This window comes from Pseudomonas nitroreducens TX1 (assembly GCF_000313755.1).
Classification (GTDB): domain Bacteria; phylum Pseudomonadota; class Gammaproteobacteria; order Pseudomonadales; family Pseudomonadaceae; genus Pseudomonas; species Pseudomonas nitroreducens_A.
In genome coordinates this window covers 38,177-55,348 of record NZ_AMZB01000094.1, presented here as the reverse complement: position 1 = coordinate 55,348, position 17,172 = coordinate 38,177, and the positions used below count along the sequence as shown (strand labels likewise).

Here is a 17,172-nt window from a genome sequence, read left to right as displayed (position 1 = left end):
CGGACCTTGTCCGCGATTCTTTCCGCGCGCAGGGCGTTGCCGCCTGGCGTGCTGCACGGGGGGCAATCCTGCGACATCGTGCCGGTTGTGGGATTTCGCGGACAAGGTCCGCTCCTACGAGAGCAAGGCTGCCTCTTGCCGAATACCCCTAAAAAGCCCGGCGGAATGCCGGGCTTTTTTCAGCTGCGATACAGCACCGGCCGCCGCAGGTGCACATAGCTGTATCCCTCGCGCGCCAGGGCGATGCGCGGCGGGTCCAGCTCGGCCACCAGCAGTTCCTCGCTGTGTTTGGCCTTGGTCAGCACCTGTCCATCCGGGGCGACGATGCTGCTCAGGCCGCAGTACTCGATCTCCCCCTCGTTGCCCACGTAGTTGGCGTAGGCAAGGAACACCTGGTTCTCGTACGCGCGAGTCGGCACCAATACCTGGGCGACGAACTCGTAGGGACGCATGTTGGCGGTGGGCACCAGCACCAGGTCGGCGCCGGCCAGCGCCAGGCTGCGCACGTTCTCGGGGAACTCCACGTCGAAGCAGATCAGCAGGCCGATCTTCCAGCCGTCCAGCTCGAAGATCGCCGGCGCCTGGTCGGAGGCGCTGAACTGGCTGCGGTCGAGATCGCCGTAGAGATGGGTCTTGCGGTAGTTGGCGCGGCGCTCGCCCCGGCGGTCGATCAGCTGCACGCTATTGAAGACCGCGTCGCCGTCACGCTCGGGGTAGCCGTAGAGGATACCGAGCTTGTTTTCGCGGGCGATTTCGGCGATGCGCAGGGCGGACGGGCCGTCACAGCTTTGCGCCAGCTCCGCGACGCGTCTTGCGCCGATGTTGTAGCCGGACAGGTACATCTCCGGCAGCACCAGCAGGTCCGCACCATTCTGCACCGCCTGCTGCGCGGCCTGCTCCAGACGGCGCAGGTTGCCGGCGACATCGTCGGGGCCGGGTGGGCACTGGTAGAGGGCAAGGTACATGGGGTTCTCCTTCGAAACGCGCAAGGCCGGGATCAGGCAGTGTGCACCCGATCCCGGCCCTGCGCGAGCCGCTGTTCAACCAGTGGAAAGAATCAGTCCGGCAGGACCATCGGGCCCAGTTCGGCGAAGCAATCGCCCGGGCCGGGGTTCTCCGGATGGGTCGCGCCGCCGAAGTGTTTCATGATCCCCCACACGGCGTTGAGCGAGGTCTGCACCGCGCCCTCCACCCAGGCCGGGGTCCAGGATACGTCGTCGCCGGCGATGAAGATGCCGCGCTGCTCGGCGGGCATGTCGTCCTGCATGAAGTGCGCGTACATGCGCTGGTTGTAGCGGTAGTGGCCCGGCAGCGCGCCCTTGAAGGCGCCGAGGAAGTGCGGGTCGGCCTCCCAGGACACGGTGATCGGGTTGCCGATGATGTGGCTGGCGATGTCGACGCTCGGGTAGACCTTCTTCAGCGCGTCCAGCGCCAGCTGCACGCGCTTCTCCACCGGGTGCGGCAGCATCTTCATGGCATCGCTCATCCAGGAGTAGGACAGGCAGATCACCCCCGGCTTGTCGTCGCCGTTGTCGAACAGGTAAGTGCCGCGGGTGAGGCGGTCGGTGAGGGTCATGCTCATCACGTCGCGGCCGGTCTGCGGGTCCTTGTCCTTCCAGAACGGCCGGTCGACCATCACGAAGGTCTTCGACGACTGCATGTAGCGGGTGCGGTCCAGGGCCATCCACATCTTTTGCGAGAACAGCGCTTCCTCGCACTCGATCTGGGTGGTCAGCAGCCAGGTCTGGCAGGTCGCCAGGACGGCGGCGTAGTGGCGGGTGTCGCCCCAGTAGTCGGTGACGGCGAAGGTGCCGTCGGCGGCGCGGGCAATCTTCTTCACGCCCGGGCGCGGCGCGCCGTTGTGCAGCGAGGCCAGGGAGGTACCGGCCGGCCAGTGCGCGCAGTTTTCCGGCACGTGGCTCCAGATGCCGCGCGGTACCTGTTCGACGCCGCCTACGACCAGGTGCTGGTGGTCGTCGCAGTTGGTCATCACCACGCGGAAGATTTCCAGCATGGAGTTGGGGAAGTCCGAGTCCCAGCCGCCGGTGCCGAAGCCGACCTGGCCGAAGATTTCGCGGTGGCGGTAGGACAGGCGGGAGAAGGCCTTGGAGGTGGCGACGAAGTCGTAGAAGGTGCGGTCGTCCCATTTGGGCACCAGTTCGTCCCACAGCGCCTTGAGCTTGACGGTGTCGCGTTCGCGGATGGCGTCCTGGATCTCGGAGAAGCGTGCGCCGTCTTCCAGGGCGTCGGCCCAGGCTTGGGCGACTTCGCGGAAGATTTCCGGCAGGTCGTCAATCTTCTCGGCGTAGTGACTGGTGCCTTCCAGGTCGACCACGGTGCTGCCCGAGGCCGGCGTCAGCGGGTTGGGGAAGGGCCTGGTTTCCAGGCCGAGCTTGTCGACGTAGTGGTAGAAGGCGGTGCTGGACACCGGGAAGCGCATGCCGCCCAGCTCGGCGATGATACCTTCGGCGCCTTCGAAGCTCTCCGAACGCAGCCGGCCGCCCATCTTCGACGCCTCGTAGACCACCGGCTTGAGGCCCAGCTTCATCAGCTCGTAAGCCGCCACCAGGCCGGAGATGCCGGCGCCGACGATGGCCACTTCCTGGCCGTGCTTGTCGGCGGGAATGCTGCCCAGGCCGGCAGGGTGTTCGATCCAGTCGTCGAAGGCGAAGGGGAAATCCGGGCCGAAGATGGTGACCGGTTTCTTGCCGGGGGTATGGCGGTGGCGGTTCTTGTGCATCGGAGGCGTCCTTCTTGTTCGAGGTGCCGGTTGTTCGGCGTGCCGGCTTGTATCACCAGCTTGGCAAGGCTTTCGCGGCCCGCAGAGGCCTGTCGATGGGTGGCGCGCGGGCAAAGAAATGGCGAGCTGTGAAGGCTCGCCGTGGCGCTCACTATTACAAAGGCAGTCGTTGAAATGAATCCGTGAATCTGCAAAATGCTCAAGAGCTTTCAGGCAGATTGATAGATCCAATGAGCAAAATCACGAAAAACGCGGACGCCATGCTGCTCAACCTGCTGCGCGCCAATGCCCGTGAGTCGATTTCCGAGCTGGCGCGCAAGCTCGGGGTGTCGCGCTCCACGGTGCAGAGCCGTATCGAGCGGCTGGAGCAGCAGGGCATCATCAGCGGCTACTCGATCAAGGTGTCGGACAGCTACGCGCAGTCCCTGGTGCGCGCCCACGTGCTGGTGACCGCGCTGCCGAAACTGTCGCACCAGGTGGTGCAGGCGCTGGAAAAGATCGCCGAGGTGACGACGCTGCATTCGGTGAGTGGCAACTTCGACATGATCGTGATCGTCGAGGCGCTGTCGATCCGCGACCTGGACGCGGTGCTGGACCGCATCGGCGCGCTGGATGGGGTGGAGCGGACGATGTCGTCGATCATCCTGTCGACGCGCATCGATCGGTGAGAAGGGTGCAATCCTGTAGGTTACGGATTACTCGTGCCAGATCTCCCTCTCCCTAGCCCTCTCCCTGAAGGGAGAGGGGACTGATCGGTAGGGTTGGAAACACCGCGTCTACCGGGCGCACCGAACTGCTCCCTCTCCCTTTAGGGAGAGGGCGGGGGAGAGGGTATGCCCAGCCGCAGAGCTCGGGCGGAGATGGCTTACATCCGGGCTCAGCCCAGCTCTTCTTCCAGCGCCAGCAGCTCCTGCACGCGCTGGCGGCGGCGGATCAGCTTCGCTTCGTCGCCTTCGAGCAGTACCTCGGCGATCAGCGGACGGCTGTTGTAGTTCGACGACATGGACGCGCCATAGGCGCCGGTGTCCTCGATCAGCAGCAGGTCGCCGACCTGGGCGCGCGGCAGGGCGCGGGGGATGACCACGCCGCCATCGCCCTGGGTGAACACGTCGCCGGACTCGCACAGCGGGCCGGCCACCACGGTGTCGATGACCTCGCGGCTGGCCACGTCGCCGGCCAGTACGCGGATGCCGTGGTAGCTGCCATACATGGACGGGCGCATCAGGTCGTTGAAGCCGGCGTCCACCAGCACGAAGTGGTTGCGGCCGGCATCCTTGGTGGCGCGCACTTCGCTGAGCAGGCAGCCGGACTGGGCCACCAGGTAGCGGCCCGGTTCGATCTCCAGGTGCAGCTTGTGGCCGACCACGGCTTCGGCGGCCTTGCGCGCCTTGTCCCACAGCTGGAAATAATGCGCGGTATCCACTTCCGGGTCGCCGGCACGGTAGGGAATGGACAGGCCGCCGCCGGCGGAGATGCCGGACAGGTCGTGGCCGGCGTCTTTCACCTGCTGTACCAGGCCGAGCATGGCTTCGCCGACCTGGGCCAGGTGGCCGTAGTCGACGCCCGAGCCGATGTGCATGTGCAGGCCGACCAGGCGCAGGCCACGCTCGCGGATCACGTCCAGGGCGGCGCGCAGGTCGCTGTGCCAGATGCCGTGCTTGGAGTGCTCACCGCCGGTGTTGGTCTTGTTGCTGTGGCCGTGGCCGAAACCGGGGTTGATGCGCAGCCACACCGGGTGGCCGGGGGCGACTTCGCCCAGTTGGCGGAGCATGTCGATGGAGCCGGCGTTCACCGGGATGCCATGCTCGACCACGGTTTCCAGGGTGGTGCGGTCAAGCAGGTCGGCGGTGAAGACGATCTCGGATTCGTCCTCACGGCACGAGTAGCCGGCGGCCAGTGCGCGCAGCAGCTCGCCCTGGGATACCGCGTCGACCTTCACGCCCTGTTCGCGCATCAGGCGCAGGATGTGCAGGTTGGAGCAGGCCTTCTGGGCGAAACGGATGATGTCGAAGCTCTTCAGGCGCTCGATCTGGCCGCGGATGGTGGCTGCGTCGTAGATCCACAGCGGGGTGCCGAATTGCAGGGCAAGCTGTTCGGCGCGGGGCAGGGCGAGGTAAGTCATGAATGGGCTCCGAAGTTAGATGGCGCTAGTCTACCGGCCCTTTGCATGGCTGAATAATGCCGCTTGTTATCTGATCAATTCAATTTTGATATAGGGTGCAGCCCACGCCGGCTTCGCGCAGGTGCTGTACGCGTACGCCAGCTTCTGCCTGGAGTGCCGCCACGAAGCGCTCGCGCAGTGGCGTAGCGGGGCGGTACAGCGGCTTTGCCACGCTGACCTGGAACGGCAGGGAGAAGGCCAGCGGGCGCAGCTGGATGCCCTGGCCCTGGAACATCAGCGCGGTGATCGGGTTGACCACGGCCAGGCCAAGGCCGGCGCGGACCATGCTGCACACCGAGACGGCGCTGTGGGTTTCCACCTGCATCTGCCGCTGTACGCCGGCGCCGAGGAATACGGCATCGATCAGGTGCCGGTAGCGGTCGCTGGTGGCCAGGCTGACGAAGGGCAAGCCGGCGAAATCCGCCGCTTCCAGGCGCTCGCGGGCCAGCAGCGGATGGCCGTCAGGAAGGATGCACACCTCGTCCACTGCCAGCAGCGGCTGCAATTCGGTGCCGCGTGGGGCGTCGTCGCTCTCGATCAGGCCGATGTCGTGGTGCTGGGCGCTGAGCGCTTCCTCCAGATGCGGCGATTCCAGTGCCGCCACCTCCAGGCTGATTGCCGGGTTCTCCCGGCTGAAGCGCTTGCAGGCTTCCGGCAGCAGCGCCTGGGTCAGTGCCGGCAGGCAACCGATGGAGAACTTGCCCTCGGCGAACTGCCCCAGGCTCCCGGCGAAGGCGACGATGCGGTCCAGCCCGGTGAAGGAGCGCTCCACCTCCTCGAACAGCATCAATGCCCTCGCCGTCGGTGCCAACCGCCCGCGCTCGCGCAGGAACAGTTCGAAGCCGACCAATTGCTCCAGCCGGGCCAGCTCGCGGCTGACGGTGGGCTGGCTGGTGTGCAGGAACGCCGCCGCGCGGGTGACGCTGCCGGTGGTCATGACCGCGCGGAAGACTTCGATGTGGCGGAGGGTGATCATGGGGCTGGCCGATGGGGAGATAGCGGGAGGGTAAGGGGCGCGGGCGTCGCGGGCAAATTCTGATGCCTTGAGGGCCATTGCCTTCAGACCCTTCCTGACAAGATCGTCATTGCGCGATAGCATTAAGCCACTATTCGGGGTGGACGCAGGATGCGCAAGGGATCGGTCTGGTCGATAGGGATGACGCTGGTGTTTGTCACGACGCTGGCGGTGGCGGCCAATACGCCTTGCTCCGGTAGCAAGGGTGGCATTTCTCGCTGCCAGGGCGAGCTCTTCCTATGCAACGACGGCTCCATCAGTGGCTCGAAGAAGAGCTGCCCGGCCTATCTGGGGGGCAGCAGCTCTTCTGCGCCTTCACTCCAACGCTTTTCCGCCGACGATGGTTCCTGCTCATGCAGCAGCGGCACTTTCTGCACGGGGCCGCGTGGCGGCGTGTATTGCCTGACGCCCAGCGGGAACAAGAGTTATCGGCGTAAATAGCCATGGAGGGTGGATAACGACTAAGGCGTTATCCGCCGTCTTGTTCGGTGTTTCCGCGCCGCTTCGGCGTGGGCTGAGAGATTTTGTTTCGCCCCCTCGGGCGAGTCACTTTCTCAAACGCGAGAAAGTAACCAAAGCGCTTGCCCCTGCATCCGGCCCCGGCTTCGCCGGGGTTCCCTCGCTCCATCGGAGTTTCAGGAGCACGCGTCGACGGGCCATCCCTGGCCCGACGACGCTCTCGCGGCATCCATGCCGCTCAACCCCTGAAACTCCGATTCCACTCGGCCTCCTGAAGGGGCAGTCGGAGTGCACGGAGATTTCTCTGGAAGTCTTTAAAGCCAGAGCCAGAGCCAGAGCCAGAGCCAGAGCCAGAGCCAGAGCGGAGCTGTGCTCCCGTAGGAGAGACGGGGCGCCTAGCCCTTGTCCGCGAAATCCATCGCGGCGAAATTCGTGCTGACAGGGACGCGCCTGGGTTTACCGCCCACCTGTAGGAGCGAGCTTGCTCGCGAACCGCCCAACACCGATGCGGCCGGACAATCTGTTCGCGAGCAAGCCCCTACGAAAAGCAGCCGGCGCACAATCCGTAGGGCGAATAACGCGCAGCGTTATCCGCCGTAATGGGGTCCGCGAGATTCGTTTCGCCTGGCTGGTCTTAATGGAAATCCCGACTCCGCACATCCAACCCTTCCAGCAGTTCACTCAGGTCCGTCAGCCGTCCGGCGATCACATGGCGCACGCCGTCCTTGGCTTCCAGGGTGCCGTCCACCTGCATCAGGCGGGCGCTGAGGAAGGGGCGGCGCTGGTGTTCGGCGAGGTCGCGCCAGACGATCACGTTGATCATGCCGAATTCGTCTTCCAGGGTGACGAAGGTGACGCCGCTGGCGGTGCCGGGACGCTGGCGGCCGACCACCAGGCCGGCGACGCGCACCGGACGGTCGGCTTCCAGCGTGGCCAGATCCCGTGAACTGCGGCAGCGGCGGGCCTTGAGGGCGCCGCGCAGCAGGGTCATGGGGTGCGGGCCGAGGGTGGTGCCAAGCGTTGCGTAGTCGGTGAGCAGGTCTTCGCCGCGGCTGGGCAGCGGCAGGCTGACCGGCGCTTCCTCGGTGACTTGCCCGGCGAACAGCGGCAACTGCGGCTCGACCCCGGCAATCGCCCAGCGCGCCTTGTGCCGGTGGCCGGCGAGGCCGCGCAGGGCGCCGGCGTCGGCCAGTTGTTCGCGGGCGCGGTTGTCCAGGTGGGCGCGCAGGCAGAGGTCGGCGACGTCGGCGAAGGCCCGTTGATTGCGCGCCTGAGCCACGGCATTGGCCACGTTCTCGCGCAGACCGCGCACCATGCGCAGGCCGAGGCGGATTGCCGGCTGGCGTTCGGGGATCGGCTCCAGGGTGCAGTCCCAGTGGCTGTGGCGCACGTCCACCGGGCGGATTTCCAGGCCGTGGCGGCGAGCGTCCTGCAGGAGCTGGTCGGGGCTGTAGAAACCCATGGGCCAGCTGTTGATCAGGGCGCAGGTGAAGGCCGCCGGTTCGTGGCATTTCAGCCAGCAGCTGGCGTAGGTGAGCAGGGCGAAGCTGGCGGCGTGGGACTCGGGGAAGCCGTAGCTGCCGAAGCCCTTGATCTGCTCGAAGATGCGCGCGATGTATTCCTGCTTGTAGCCCTTGGCGGTCATGCGCTCGAACAGTCGCTGGCGGTGAGGCTCCAGTCCGCCGTGGCGCTTCCAGGCGGCCATGGAGCGGCGCAGGTGATCGGCCTCGCCGGGCGTGTACTCGGCGGCGATGATCGCCAGTTGCATCACCTGTTCCTGGAACAGCGGCACGCCGAGGGTGCGCTCGAACACCGGCTTGAGTTCTTCGGAGGGATAGTCGACTTCTTCCTCCTCGTTCCGCCGCCGCAGGTAGGGATGGACCATGTCGCCCTGGATCGGGCCGGGGCGGACGATGGCCACCTCGATCACCAGGTCATAGAAGGTCCTGGGTTTCAGGCGCGGCAGCATGGCCATCTGCGCGCGGGACTCGATCTGGAACACGCCCACGGTGTCGGCGCGGCTGATCATGGCGTAGGTCTTCGGGCATTCCTGCGGTAGTGAGGCCAGCGTGTAACGCTCCCCGCGATAGCGCTCGATCAGGTCGAAGCAGCGGCGCAGGGCGCTGAGCATGCCGAGAGCGAGCACGTCGACCTTGAGCAGGCCGACGGCGTCGAGGTCGTCCTTGTCCCATTGGATCAGGGTGCGCTCGGGCATCGCTGCGTTTTCCACCGGCACCAGGGTTTCCAGTGGCTGCTGGGAGATGACGAAGCCGCCGGGGTGCTGCGACAGGTGCCGGGGGAAGCCGACCAGTTGCCCGGTCAGGGCCAGCACGCGGCGCAGGATCGGGCTTTCCGGGTCGAAGCCGGCTTCGCGCAGGCGGTCGACGTGCGGTGCTTCGCGGCTCCAGGCGCCGCAGCAGTCGGCCAGCGCGCCGACCTGGTCCGGCGGCAATCCCAACGCCTTGGCCACGTCGCGCACGGCGCCGGCGCCGCGGTAGGTGCTGGCCACGGCGGTGAGCGCGGCGCGGCTGCGGCCGTAGCGACGAAACACGTACTGGATGACCTCCTCGCGGCGGTCGTGCTCGAAGTCGACGTCGATGTCCGGCGGCTCGTTGCGCTCGCGGGAGATGAAGCGTTCAAACAGCAGCTTGGCCTTGGATGGGTCCAGTTCGGTGATGCCGAGGGCAAAGCAGACCACCGAGTTGGCCGCCGAACCGCGTCCCTGGCAGAGGATGCTCTGGCGGCGGGCGAAGGCGACGATGTCGTGGACGGTGAGGAAGTAGCTGTCGTAGCCCAGTTCGGCGATCAGCTCCAACTCGTATTCCACCTGTTTGCGCGCCTTCTCCGACTCGCCGTCCGGCCAGCGTCGCCGGATGCCTTCCTCGGTCTTCTCGCGCAGCCAAGTGGTCGGCGTATGGCCGTCGGGCACCAGTTCGCGTGGATACTGGTAGTCGAGTTGATCGAGATCGAACGTACAGCGCCCCGCGATCCTCAGCGTCTCCGCCAGCAACTCGGCGGGATAGATCGCCGCCAGCGCCTCCTTCGGTCGCAGATGCCGTTCGCCGTTGGGGTAGAGGTACTGCCCGGCCTCGTGCACCGGCAGGTGCTGGCGGATGGCAGTCATGCAGTCCTGCAGGGCGCGGCGGCCCCGCACATGCATGTGCACGTCGCCGCAGGCCACGGCGGGGATGCCCAAGCGCGCCGCCTGTTCGCGCAGACGATGCAGCTTGCCGGCGTCGTCCGGGCCCTTGTGCAGTTCGACGCCGAGCCACAGGCGCTCGGGGAATAGTCCGCGCAGCCAGAAGCCGTCGTCGTCCCGGTCATCGCGCGGCAGCCAGATCGCCAGCAGATGGTCGAGGTTGTCGTCGAAGTCCGCGCGCACCAGGCGGTAGCTGCCTTTTTCGGCGCGGCGGCGGGCGTGGGTGAGCAGGCGGCAGAGGTTTTGGTAGCCGGTGAGGTTTTCCGCCAGCAGCACCAGTTTCGGGCCGTGCGAGAGGCTCAATTCGCTGCCGGTGATCAGCGGGATTTTCGTCTCTTTCGAGGCCTGCCAGGCGCGGACGATACCGGCCAGGCTGCATTCGTCGGTGATCGCCAGCGCCCGGTAGCCGAGCTTCTTCGCCCGCTCGAACAGCTCGGCGGCGCTGGAGGCGCCGCGCTGGAAGCTGAAGTTGGACAGGCAGTGCAGCTCGGCGTAGCCGATGCCTTCGACCGGCGCGCTCATGCGAACCAGCCGTGCAGCAGCAGGTGGCCATCGTCGCCGACCGGGCGGAACGCCCAGGCTCGCTGACCGCTGCGGGTGCGCACCTGATAGTAGTCGCGGCGGATGTCCTCGCCGTCCCACCAGCCGGATTCGATGCGTTCGGGGCCGGCCAGCAGGGTCGGGGCGAATTCGCGCAGCGGCTGGGGTTCGGTCAGCAGCCAGCCGGGGCGCGAGGCCATGGTGACGGGCTGCAGCGGGGTGGAGCAGTCTTGCCAGGCGCGCTCCGGGCGATGGTCGGCGCGGCCACCGAGGCTGTGCACGGCATCGTCGCCCAGCCGTGCGCGCAGGCGTTCGCGCAGCTGTTCCCAGGGCAGCGACTGTTGCGGGCGGTCGTCGAACAGTTCGCGGTGCTGCGGGACGAAGGCCGGCAGATCGTCGGCCAGCAACCGCACGCTGTGTACCGGGGCGCGCAGTTGCAGCTGCTCCAGGCGGCCACGGGTCAGTTCGAAGAGCATGGCCGCCTCGCGCTCGGCGCTGAGCAGGCCGACCGGCATCTGCGTGTCGCTGCCTCCGTGGTGTTCCAGATAGAGGACGAAACGCTGCACGCCACTGTCGCGCCCGGCGAGGAAGGCGGCGAGGTCGCCGGTGAGGCGGCGCAGCGGGAACAGCAGCGCCTGGGTGGATTCCACGTCGAAGTTCAGCTCGATGCGCGACTCGAAGGTATCTGGCGGCCGGTAGAACTCCAGGGCCAGCGGGCGCTGGCCGAGCAGGGTGTCAACCTGCTGCAGCACCTGCGGCGCAAAGCGCCGGGCCAGGCTCTCGCGCGGCAGGGCGAGCAGCTGCTGCAGGCTGCGCAGGCCCATGCGGCCCAGGGAAGTGGCGGCGTCGCGGTCCAGGCCGAGGCGCTCCAGGGGCATTCTGCCCAGATACTGGCGTAGCTGCTCGTTGTCGTGGATCGCCAGGCCGTCGTGGCCGTTGGCGAGGATGCGTGCGGCGGCCGGGTTGGGTGCGGCGGTGATGCGGTGGCGGAAGCCCAGCCCGTTCAACTCCTCGCGCAGGCGCGCCTCGAAGCGCGGCCAGGGGCCGAACAGTTGCAGGCTGGACTGCACCTCCAACAGCAGTGCGCGCGGATAGTGCTGGCTGACCTGCGAGCTGAAGCCGTAGGCCCAGGCGGCCAGCAGGTTCTGCCAGCGCTGCACGTCGCGCAGGTCGTATTCGGCGGTGGCGAATTCGCGGCTCAGCGCCTGGGCGGCGGTGAGCGACTGGCCGGGCTTGAGCCCCAGAGCCCGCGCGGCCGGGTTCACCGCCTGCAGCACGCGGCGCTGGGTCGGCCCGGTGAGCAGCGCCAGGGCGGCGTCCGGCTCGGAACGGCCGCGCAACACGCCGTCCATCGCCAGTTGTGGCAGGAGAATGCAGGCCCAGAGCATGGCGGCCTCAGTGCCAGGGCAGCGGGATGGGCCGCGCCGGCGCCAGGCCGCCCCGGCACTTGAGCACGCGCAGCTGGGCCGGGTTGGCGTCCAGCGCCAGGCGCAGCGCGGCGGGCGACGGGTTGAGCGCTTCGCGCTGCGGACGGTAGGCGATGGCCAGGGTCTGCCCGGTTTCAGCCGCCACCTGCAGGCGGCGCAGGGCGCGGTCGTCGGCCTGCTGCGGCCAGCACAGCACGGCGCCGCAGCTGCCCGAGCGCAGGCACTGCTCGGCGGCCCAGAGCGCATCTCGGCCGGTCGCCCGGACGATGGCGAGCTGCTCCAGCGCCACGCCGGCGGCCTGCCAGGCGGCCGGGTAGGGGATATGGGGCGGTGCGACCAGCACGATGCGTTCGCCCGCCGCGCTGAGCCGCGCCAGGGTTGGCCAGACCAGCTGCAGCTCGCCGGTGCCTTCGGCGGCCAGGAGGATTTCGCTGAGCGCCGCTTCCGGCCAGCCGCCGGTAGGCAGGGCTGCGTCCAGCACGGCGTGGCCGGTGGGTTGCTGGCTGGGTGGCAGGCCCTGGGGTTGACCCTTCCAGACCTGGCGCTGGTGGAACAGGGTGTCGAGCGCGACCACGCTGCCCATCACGGCCTCCCGCCCGGCGAGCGGCGAGAGTCATGTGCCCGGCGGGTGGGCCGGGGAAGAGAGATGGGAGGGTGTTGCATGGGGTTGCTCGGAGATAACTGTATATGCATACAGTCTATCCGGTGGAATGGTGCCGTCAATGGCGGTTGATCGGGTGCGCGGGGGCTTTCTGGGGCGGACGTTGTCCGCGATGCTGTTTGTTTGGGGTTGGGTGTGTATGCGCCGCTTTGGCGTGTGCCGGGAGTTTTAGTTTCGCCCCCTCAGGCGAGTTACTTCTTCCAAACGCCGAAGAAGTAACCAAGAAGGCTTGCCCCTGCATCCGGCCCCGGCTTCGCCGGGATTCCCTCGCTCCATCGAAGTTTCAGGGGCCCGCGTCGACGGGCCATCCATGGCCCGACGACGCTCTCGCGGCATCCATGCCGCTCAACCCCTGAAACTCCGATTCCACTCGGCCTCCTGAAGGGGCGCTCCGGAGCGCACGGATGTTTCTCTGGAAGTCATCCAGAGTACGAGCAAAATATCTTGCTTCGAGGTGGTTTTTCTCCTGTAGGAACGGACCTTGTCCGCAAAGGCTAGTCATTGCAGCCACGTTGCAGGATGAACACCTGTAGGGCGAATAACGCGCAGCGTTATCCGCCGTGATGGGTTTCACTTCGCGCTACGCCATCCTACGAAGAACACTGACAGTCCCAGGCGCGCGCAGAGTCCCGTCAGGAGGCCGAGTGGAGGTATTGCGCAGAGGGGCGAGCGGAATGGATGCCGCGAGAGGCGTAGAGGGCCAGGGATGGCCCTTCTACGCCGACCCTCGGAGCGATACCGGAAGGAGGGGACCCCGGCGAAGCCGGGGCCGGATGCCGGGACGAGACCTTTTGGTTCCTTTTGTGTCGCTTGACAAAAGGGACTCGCCCGAGGGGGCGAAACCCTATACATCCGAGCATGTTGAAGCGGCGCGGAAACACCGATCAAGACGGCGCATAACGCCAGAGGCATTATGCGCCCTACAAAAGCAGAAACCCCTGCGGCTCCTTCGACTTCGGCGGATCAGCCACGAACTTCAGTCGCTCCGGCTTCCACCACCCCGGCAGCAACCGCCGCACCGCCGGCTGGTTGAAGCGGTCATCCAGCAGGTAGATCACCCCCGAGTCCGTCGTCGTGCGGATCACCCGGCCAGCCGCCTGGACGACTTTCTGCAAACCGGGGAACAGGTAGGTGTAGTCGTAGCCGTCGCCGAACATCGCCTGCATGCGCTGCTTGATTTCCTCGTTGACCTCGTTCACCTGCGGCAGCCCCAGCGTGGCGATGAAAGCGCCGATCAGGCGCTCGCCCGGCAGGTCGATGCCCTCGCCGAAGGCGCCGCCGAGTACGGCGAAGCCGATGCCCTGCGAGTGCGCGGTGAAGCGGTCGAGGAAGGCCTGGCGCTCCAGTTCGTTCATGCTGCGCGACTGCACCCAGCGCGGAATGTCCGGGTGTTCGGCGGCAAAACGCTCCAGTGCCTGTTGCAGGTAGGCGTAGCTGCTGAAGAAGGCCAGGTAATTGCCAGGGCGAGCGTGGAACTGCCGGGCCATCAGGGTGCTGATCGGCGTGAGGCTGGCCTCGCGGTGCTGGTAGCGGGTGGACAGGTTGCTCAGCGCGTGGACTTCCAGCTGCTCGGCGTGGAACGGCGATTCCACTTCGCGCCAGGTGGTGTCTTCCGGCAGGCCGAGCAGGTCCGCATAGTAATTGGCCGGGTTCAGCGTAGCGGAGAATAGCGTGGTGCTGTGGGCCACCTCGAAGCGTTCGGCGAGGAAGGGCGCCGGTACCACGTTGCGCAGGCACAGGGTAGACAGCGTGCGCTGGCCGCTGCCGTCGTGACGGGTGATGTCGAACAGCGAGTGCGGCCCGTAGGCCTCGGCCAGCCGGCAGAACAGCATGGCGTCGAGGTAGAAGCGCAGCAGCTCGGCCTCGTTGCCGGTGGGCTGGTCGGTGAGGTGGTCGGTGATGGCGCTGACGGCCTTCTGCAAGGCGGCGATGAACAGGTCCGGCACCGTCGGGTAGATCTGGTAGTCGACCTCCTGGTCGCGGTGCATCTGGTTCCAGTGCCGGCCGACGCGCTCCAGCACGCCTTTCAGGCCGGCCGGGGCGACCTTGCGCAGGGCGTTGAACTCGGACTGGTCCAGCTCGGCGCTGTACATGCCGCGGCCGCGCTCGATGAGGTTGTGCGCCTCGTCCACCAGCAGCGTCACCTTCCAGTCGTTGAGTACCGTCAGGCCGTAGAGCAGGGCGGTCATGTCGAAGTAGTAGTTGTAGTCACCCACTACCACGTCGGCCCACCGGCACAGTTCCTGGCTCAGGTAATAGGGGCAGACCTGGTGTTCCAGCGCGACCGCGCGCAGGTTTTCCTGGGTCAGCCAGCGGCGCTTGAGCGCGGCCTCGCGGGCGGCGGGCAGGCGGTCGTAAAAGCCCTTGGCCAGCGGGCAGGATTCGCCGTGGCAGGCTTTGTCCGGGTGCTCGCAGGCCTTGTCGCGCGCGACGTGTTCGAGTACGCGCAGGGGCTGCGCAGCGTCCTGCTGGCGCAGGGTCGACAGGGCGTCCAGGGCCAGGCGGCGACCAGGAGTCTTGGCGGTGAGGAAGAACAGCCGGTCGAGCTGCTGCCCGGGGAATGCCTTGAGCTGCGGGAACAGGGTGCCGAGGGTCTTGCCGATGCCGGTGGTGGCCTGCGCCATCAACGTCTGGCCGTCGCGGGCGGCGCGGTAGACCGACTCGGCCAGCATGCGCTGGCCCTGACGGAAGTCGGCGTAAGGGAAGCGCAGCGCCTCCAGGCCCCGGTCGCGCTCGATGCGATGGGCACTTTCCTGCTCGGCCCATTGCACGAAGCGCTGGCATTGCAGCTCGAAGAAGGCGCGCAGGTCGTCGGCGGCGAAGCGCTCGCGAAACTCGGTTTCCTTCTGGGTGATGACGTTGAAGTAGACGACGGCCAGGTCGATGGCGTCGATTTCCAGTGTCTGGCACAGCAGCCAGCCGTACACCTTCACCTGCGCCCAGTGCAGCAGACGGTGGTTCTGCGGAATGCGCGCGACGTCGCTGCGGTGGGTCTTGATCTCTTCCAGCAGGTTGGCACTCGGGTCGTAACCGTCGGCGCGGCCGCTGACCACCAGGCCCGGAAACTCTCCGCGCAAGGGCAGCTCGGCGATGTAGCCCAGCCCGCGCCGTGACACCACTGTGGCATGCCCGGCCATGCCTTCCTGCGCCGTGGGCGCGGGGGTGAAGCGCAGGTCGAGGTCACCCTCCTTGGCGGTGAACTCGCACAGCGCGCGCACCGCGATGGCGTAGCTCATGCGAGCTCTTCCACGGTTTCGCGCCAGCGCACATAGCAGACTTCCACCGGCATGCCGTGCTCGGCGCAGAAAGCCAGCCAGCGTTTCTGGTTATCCTGCAGGCGGTCGCCGGGGCCCTTCACCTCGATCATCCGGTAGCGTGCCTCGGCGGGCCAGAACTGGATCAGGTCGGGCATGCCGGCGCGGTTGGCCTTCGGGTCCGCCAGCAGTCGCTCGAACCACAGCTTCAGGTGCGCCGCCGGCAGGCAGTGCAGGGCTAGTTCCAGCAGATTCTCGTCCAGCAGCTCCCAGTGCACGAAGGGCGAGAGGATGCCGGACTTGGCGATGTAGGTTTCGCGGATTGCCGACAGGTAGGCCCCGCTGTCCAGCAACGCCAGGCGTGCGCCGAAGGCTTGTGCGCGGCGGCTGACGAAATCGCTGCGGTACAGGTCGCTGGGCCCGGCCTGGAAGGGGTGGAAGAAGGCGCCGGGCAGCGGGGCGAAGATCACCTCCCAGCAGAGCAGGCCGAACAGGCTGCAGACCAGCGCGTTCTCCACGTAGTGCACGGGCGCTTGTTCCTCATGGAGCACGGCCTGCACGGCGAACTCGACGTTGACGTCCGGACGCGGCAGCTCCAGGTCGATGCGCAGCGGCGGCGCGGGCCTGGCGGCTTGTTCCTTGGGCAAACCGAGCTGGCGGACCAGCCGGGTCCGTGCGCGCTCGACCAGTTGCAGCTCGCCATCGCTTTCCGGCGCGACCAGCGCAGCCTGCGCCAGTGCATGGGCTTCCTCGAAGCGTTGCAAGCGTTCCAGCACGCGGATCTGCCGCTGCCGCGAGCCCCCGGCGGCGGTGCGCTGGTAGAGCGCCAGCGCCGCGTCCAGCTCGCCTTCGCGCTCCAGTTGGTAGGCCATGCGGTACAGCAGGCGGCCGTGGCGCGCCTGCAGGTAATCGTTGTCACTGGCGAAATCGCCCAGCTCCGCGACCAACTCGGCGATGGATTCGCCGGCTTCGAAGCGGACGGCGCCGTTCCACAGGTGGATATAGGCCTCCAGTTCGTCGCGACGGCGAAAGGCGCGGGAGTCGGCGGTGAAAGGGACGCTTTCGTAACGGAAGATACCGAGGTCGGCGAGCACGAACTCCGACCAGTCCTGCTGCAGGTTGCCGAAGAACAGCAGGCGCAGGCGGTCGCAGAGCGGGGTCAGCAGCAGGGTGTAGAGGCTATCGCGTTGCGGATACCAGCCCTCGAACGGCTGCACCTGCCCGTGATAGGCGTGCAGGTACTCGTAGAGTTCGGCCTTCTTCAGCGAACCGCGCGGCAGATCATCGCGAAAGCGCGCGAGCAGTTCGTCCTTGAGCAGCAGAGGTAGCAGCTCTTCCAGTGTCAGCGGGTAGTCGTCGTCCAGCCAGCCCAGTTCCAGTAGCGGCGCGGCGGCGCGGGGAATGTCGCCGATTTCGACATAGCTCAGCTTGCCCGCGCGAAAGTGCGGCCCCTTGCGCATGACCAGCCGCACCAGCAGCGCCCGCGAAGGCAGCGGCAGCGCGCGGAAATCGGCAATGAACCGGGCTTCCTCGGCGTCGAGCAGGTCGGCGTAGCGCTCGTCGATCCAGTCGAGGGCGCGGTGGAAGTTGGTCAGGTAGTAGAGGCTGGGGTCGAGCGGCGCGGACATCGGCGGGCACTGGTTTTACATACAGTGGCAAGGATGGCGTGATGGCGGCTTGGCCGCAAGGGTTGTGGTGGCCTTTCATCGGGTGAGA

Annotated in this window: 11 protein-coding genes; 2 read left to right on the top strand and 9 right to left on the bottom strand. The window is 67.0% G+C overall.

Features of this window, described 5'->3' with window-relative positions; genetic code table 11:
* Positions 1-179 precede the first annotated feature (179 nt).
* Positions 180-965 carry a carbon-nitrogen hydrolase family protein gene (locus C167_RS0108195; RefSeq protein WP_017517783.1) on the bottom strand — a complete coding sequence of 262 codons (786 nt, stop codon included), beginning with the start codon at positions 963-965 and terminating at the stop codon, positions 180-182.
* A 92-nt stretch (positions 966-1,057) separates the two neighbouring features.
* Positions 1,058-2,740, bottom strand: coding sequence for a flavin monoamine oxidase family protein (locus C167_RS0108190; protein WP_017517782.1), 1,683 nt, complete (start codon positions 2,738-2,740; stop codon positions 1,058-1,060).
* 230 nt (positions 2,741-2,970) lie between these two features.
* Between C167_RS0108190 and C167_RS0108185 the strand changes: the two genes are divergently transcribed.
* On the top strand, positions 2,971-3,408 hold the full coding sequence (locus C167_RS0108185; protein WP_017517781.1) for an Lrp/AsnC family transcriptional regulator: 438 nt from the start codon (positions 2,971-2,973) through the stop codon (positions 3,406-3,408).
* A 209-nt stretch (positions 3,409-3,617) separates the two neighbouring features.
* On the opposite strand, the gene lysA is transcribed toward C167_RS0108185, so the two are convergent.
* The gene (gene lysA, locus C167_RS0108180) at positions 3,618-4,862 is read right to left on the bottom strand and encodes a diaminopimelate decarboxylase (protein ID WP_017517780.1); all 1,245 of its coding nucleotides are present in this window, start codon (positions 4,860-4,862) and stop codon (positions 3,618-3,620) included.
* Positions 4,863-4,941: 79 nt separating this feature from the next.
* Positions 4,942-5,877, bottom strand: a complete 936-nt coding sequence (locus tag C167_RS32335) for a LysR family transcriptional regulator (protein WP_017517779.1) — start codon at positions 5,875-5,877, stop codon at positions 4,942-4,944.
* A gap of 150 nt (positions 5,878-6,027) precedes the next feature.
* Between C167_RS32335 and C167_RS35055 the strand changes: the two genes are divergently transcribed.
* Complete coding sequence (locus C167_RS35055) at positions 6,028-6,357, top strand: hypothetical protein (protein ID WP_081596651.1); 330 nt, start codon at positions 6,028-6,030, stop codon at positions 6,355-6,357.
* A gap of 652 nt (positions 6,358-7,009) precedes the next feature.
* On the opposite strand, the gene C167_RS0108165 is transcribed toward C167_RS35055, so the two are convergent.
* The 5 genes from C167_RS0108165 to C167_RS0108145 form a co-directional block, all read right to left on the bottom strand.
* On the bottom strand, positions 7,010-10,096 hold the full coding sequence (locus tag C167_RS0108165) for an error-prone DNA polymerase (RefSeq protein ID WP_017517778.1): 3,087 nt from the start codon (positions 10,094-10,096) through the stop codon (positions 7,010-7,012).
* Positions 10,093-11,502, bottom strand: a complete 1,410-nt coding sequence (locus tag C167_RS0108160) for a Y-family DNA polymerase (RefSeq protein WP_017517777.1) — start codon at positions 11,500-11,502, stop codon at positions 10,093-10,095. Before C167_RS0108160 ends, C167_RS0108165 begins: the two co-directional genes overlap by 4 nt.
* A 7-nt stretch (positions 11,503-11,509) precedes the next feature.
* Positions 11,510-12,124 (bottom strand): translesion DNA synthesis-associated protein ImuA, encoded by a 615-nt coding sequence (gene imuA, locus C167_RS0108155; protein WP_017517776.1) that lies wholly within the window; start codon positions 12,122-12,124, stop codon positions 11,510-11,512.
* 998 nt (positions 12,125-13,122) lie between these two features.
* Positions 13,123-15,438, bottom strand: a complete 2,316-nt coding sequence (locus C167_RS32330) for an ATP-dependent DNA helicase (RefSeq protein WP_017517775.1) — start codon at positions 15,436-15,438, stop codon at positions 13,123-13,125.
* Entirely contained in the window at positions 15,435-17,084 is a 1,650-nt protein-coding gene (locus C167_RS0108145; protein ID WP_017517774.1) for a VRR-NUC domain-containing protein, read from the bottom strand. Before C167_RS0108145 ends, C167_RS32330 begins: the two co-directional genes overlap by 4 nt.
* Positions 17,085-17,172 lie beyond the last annotated feature (88 nt).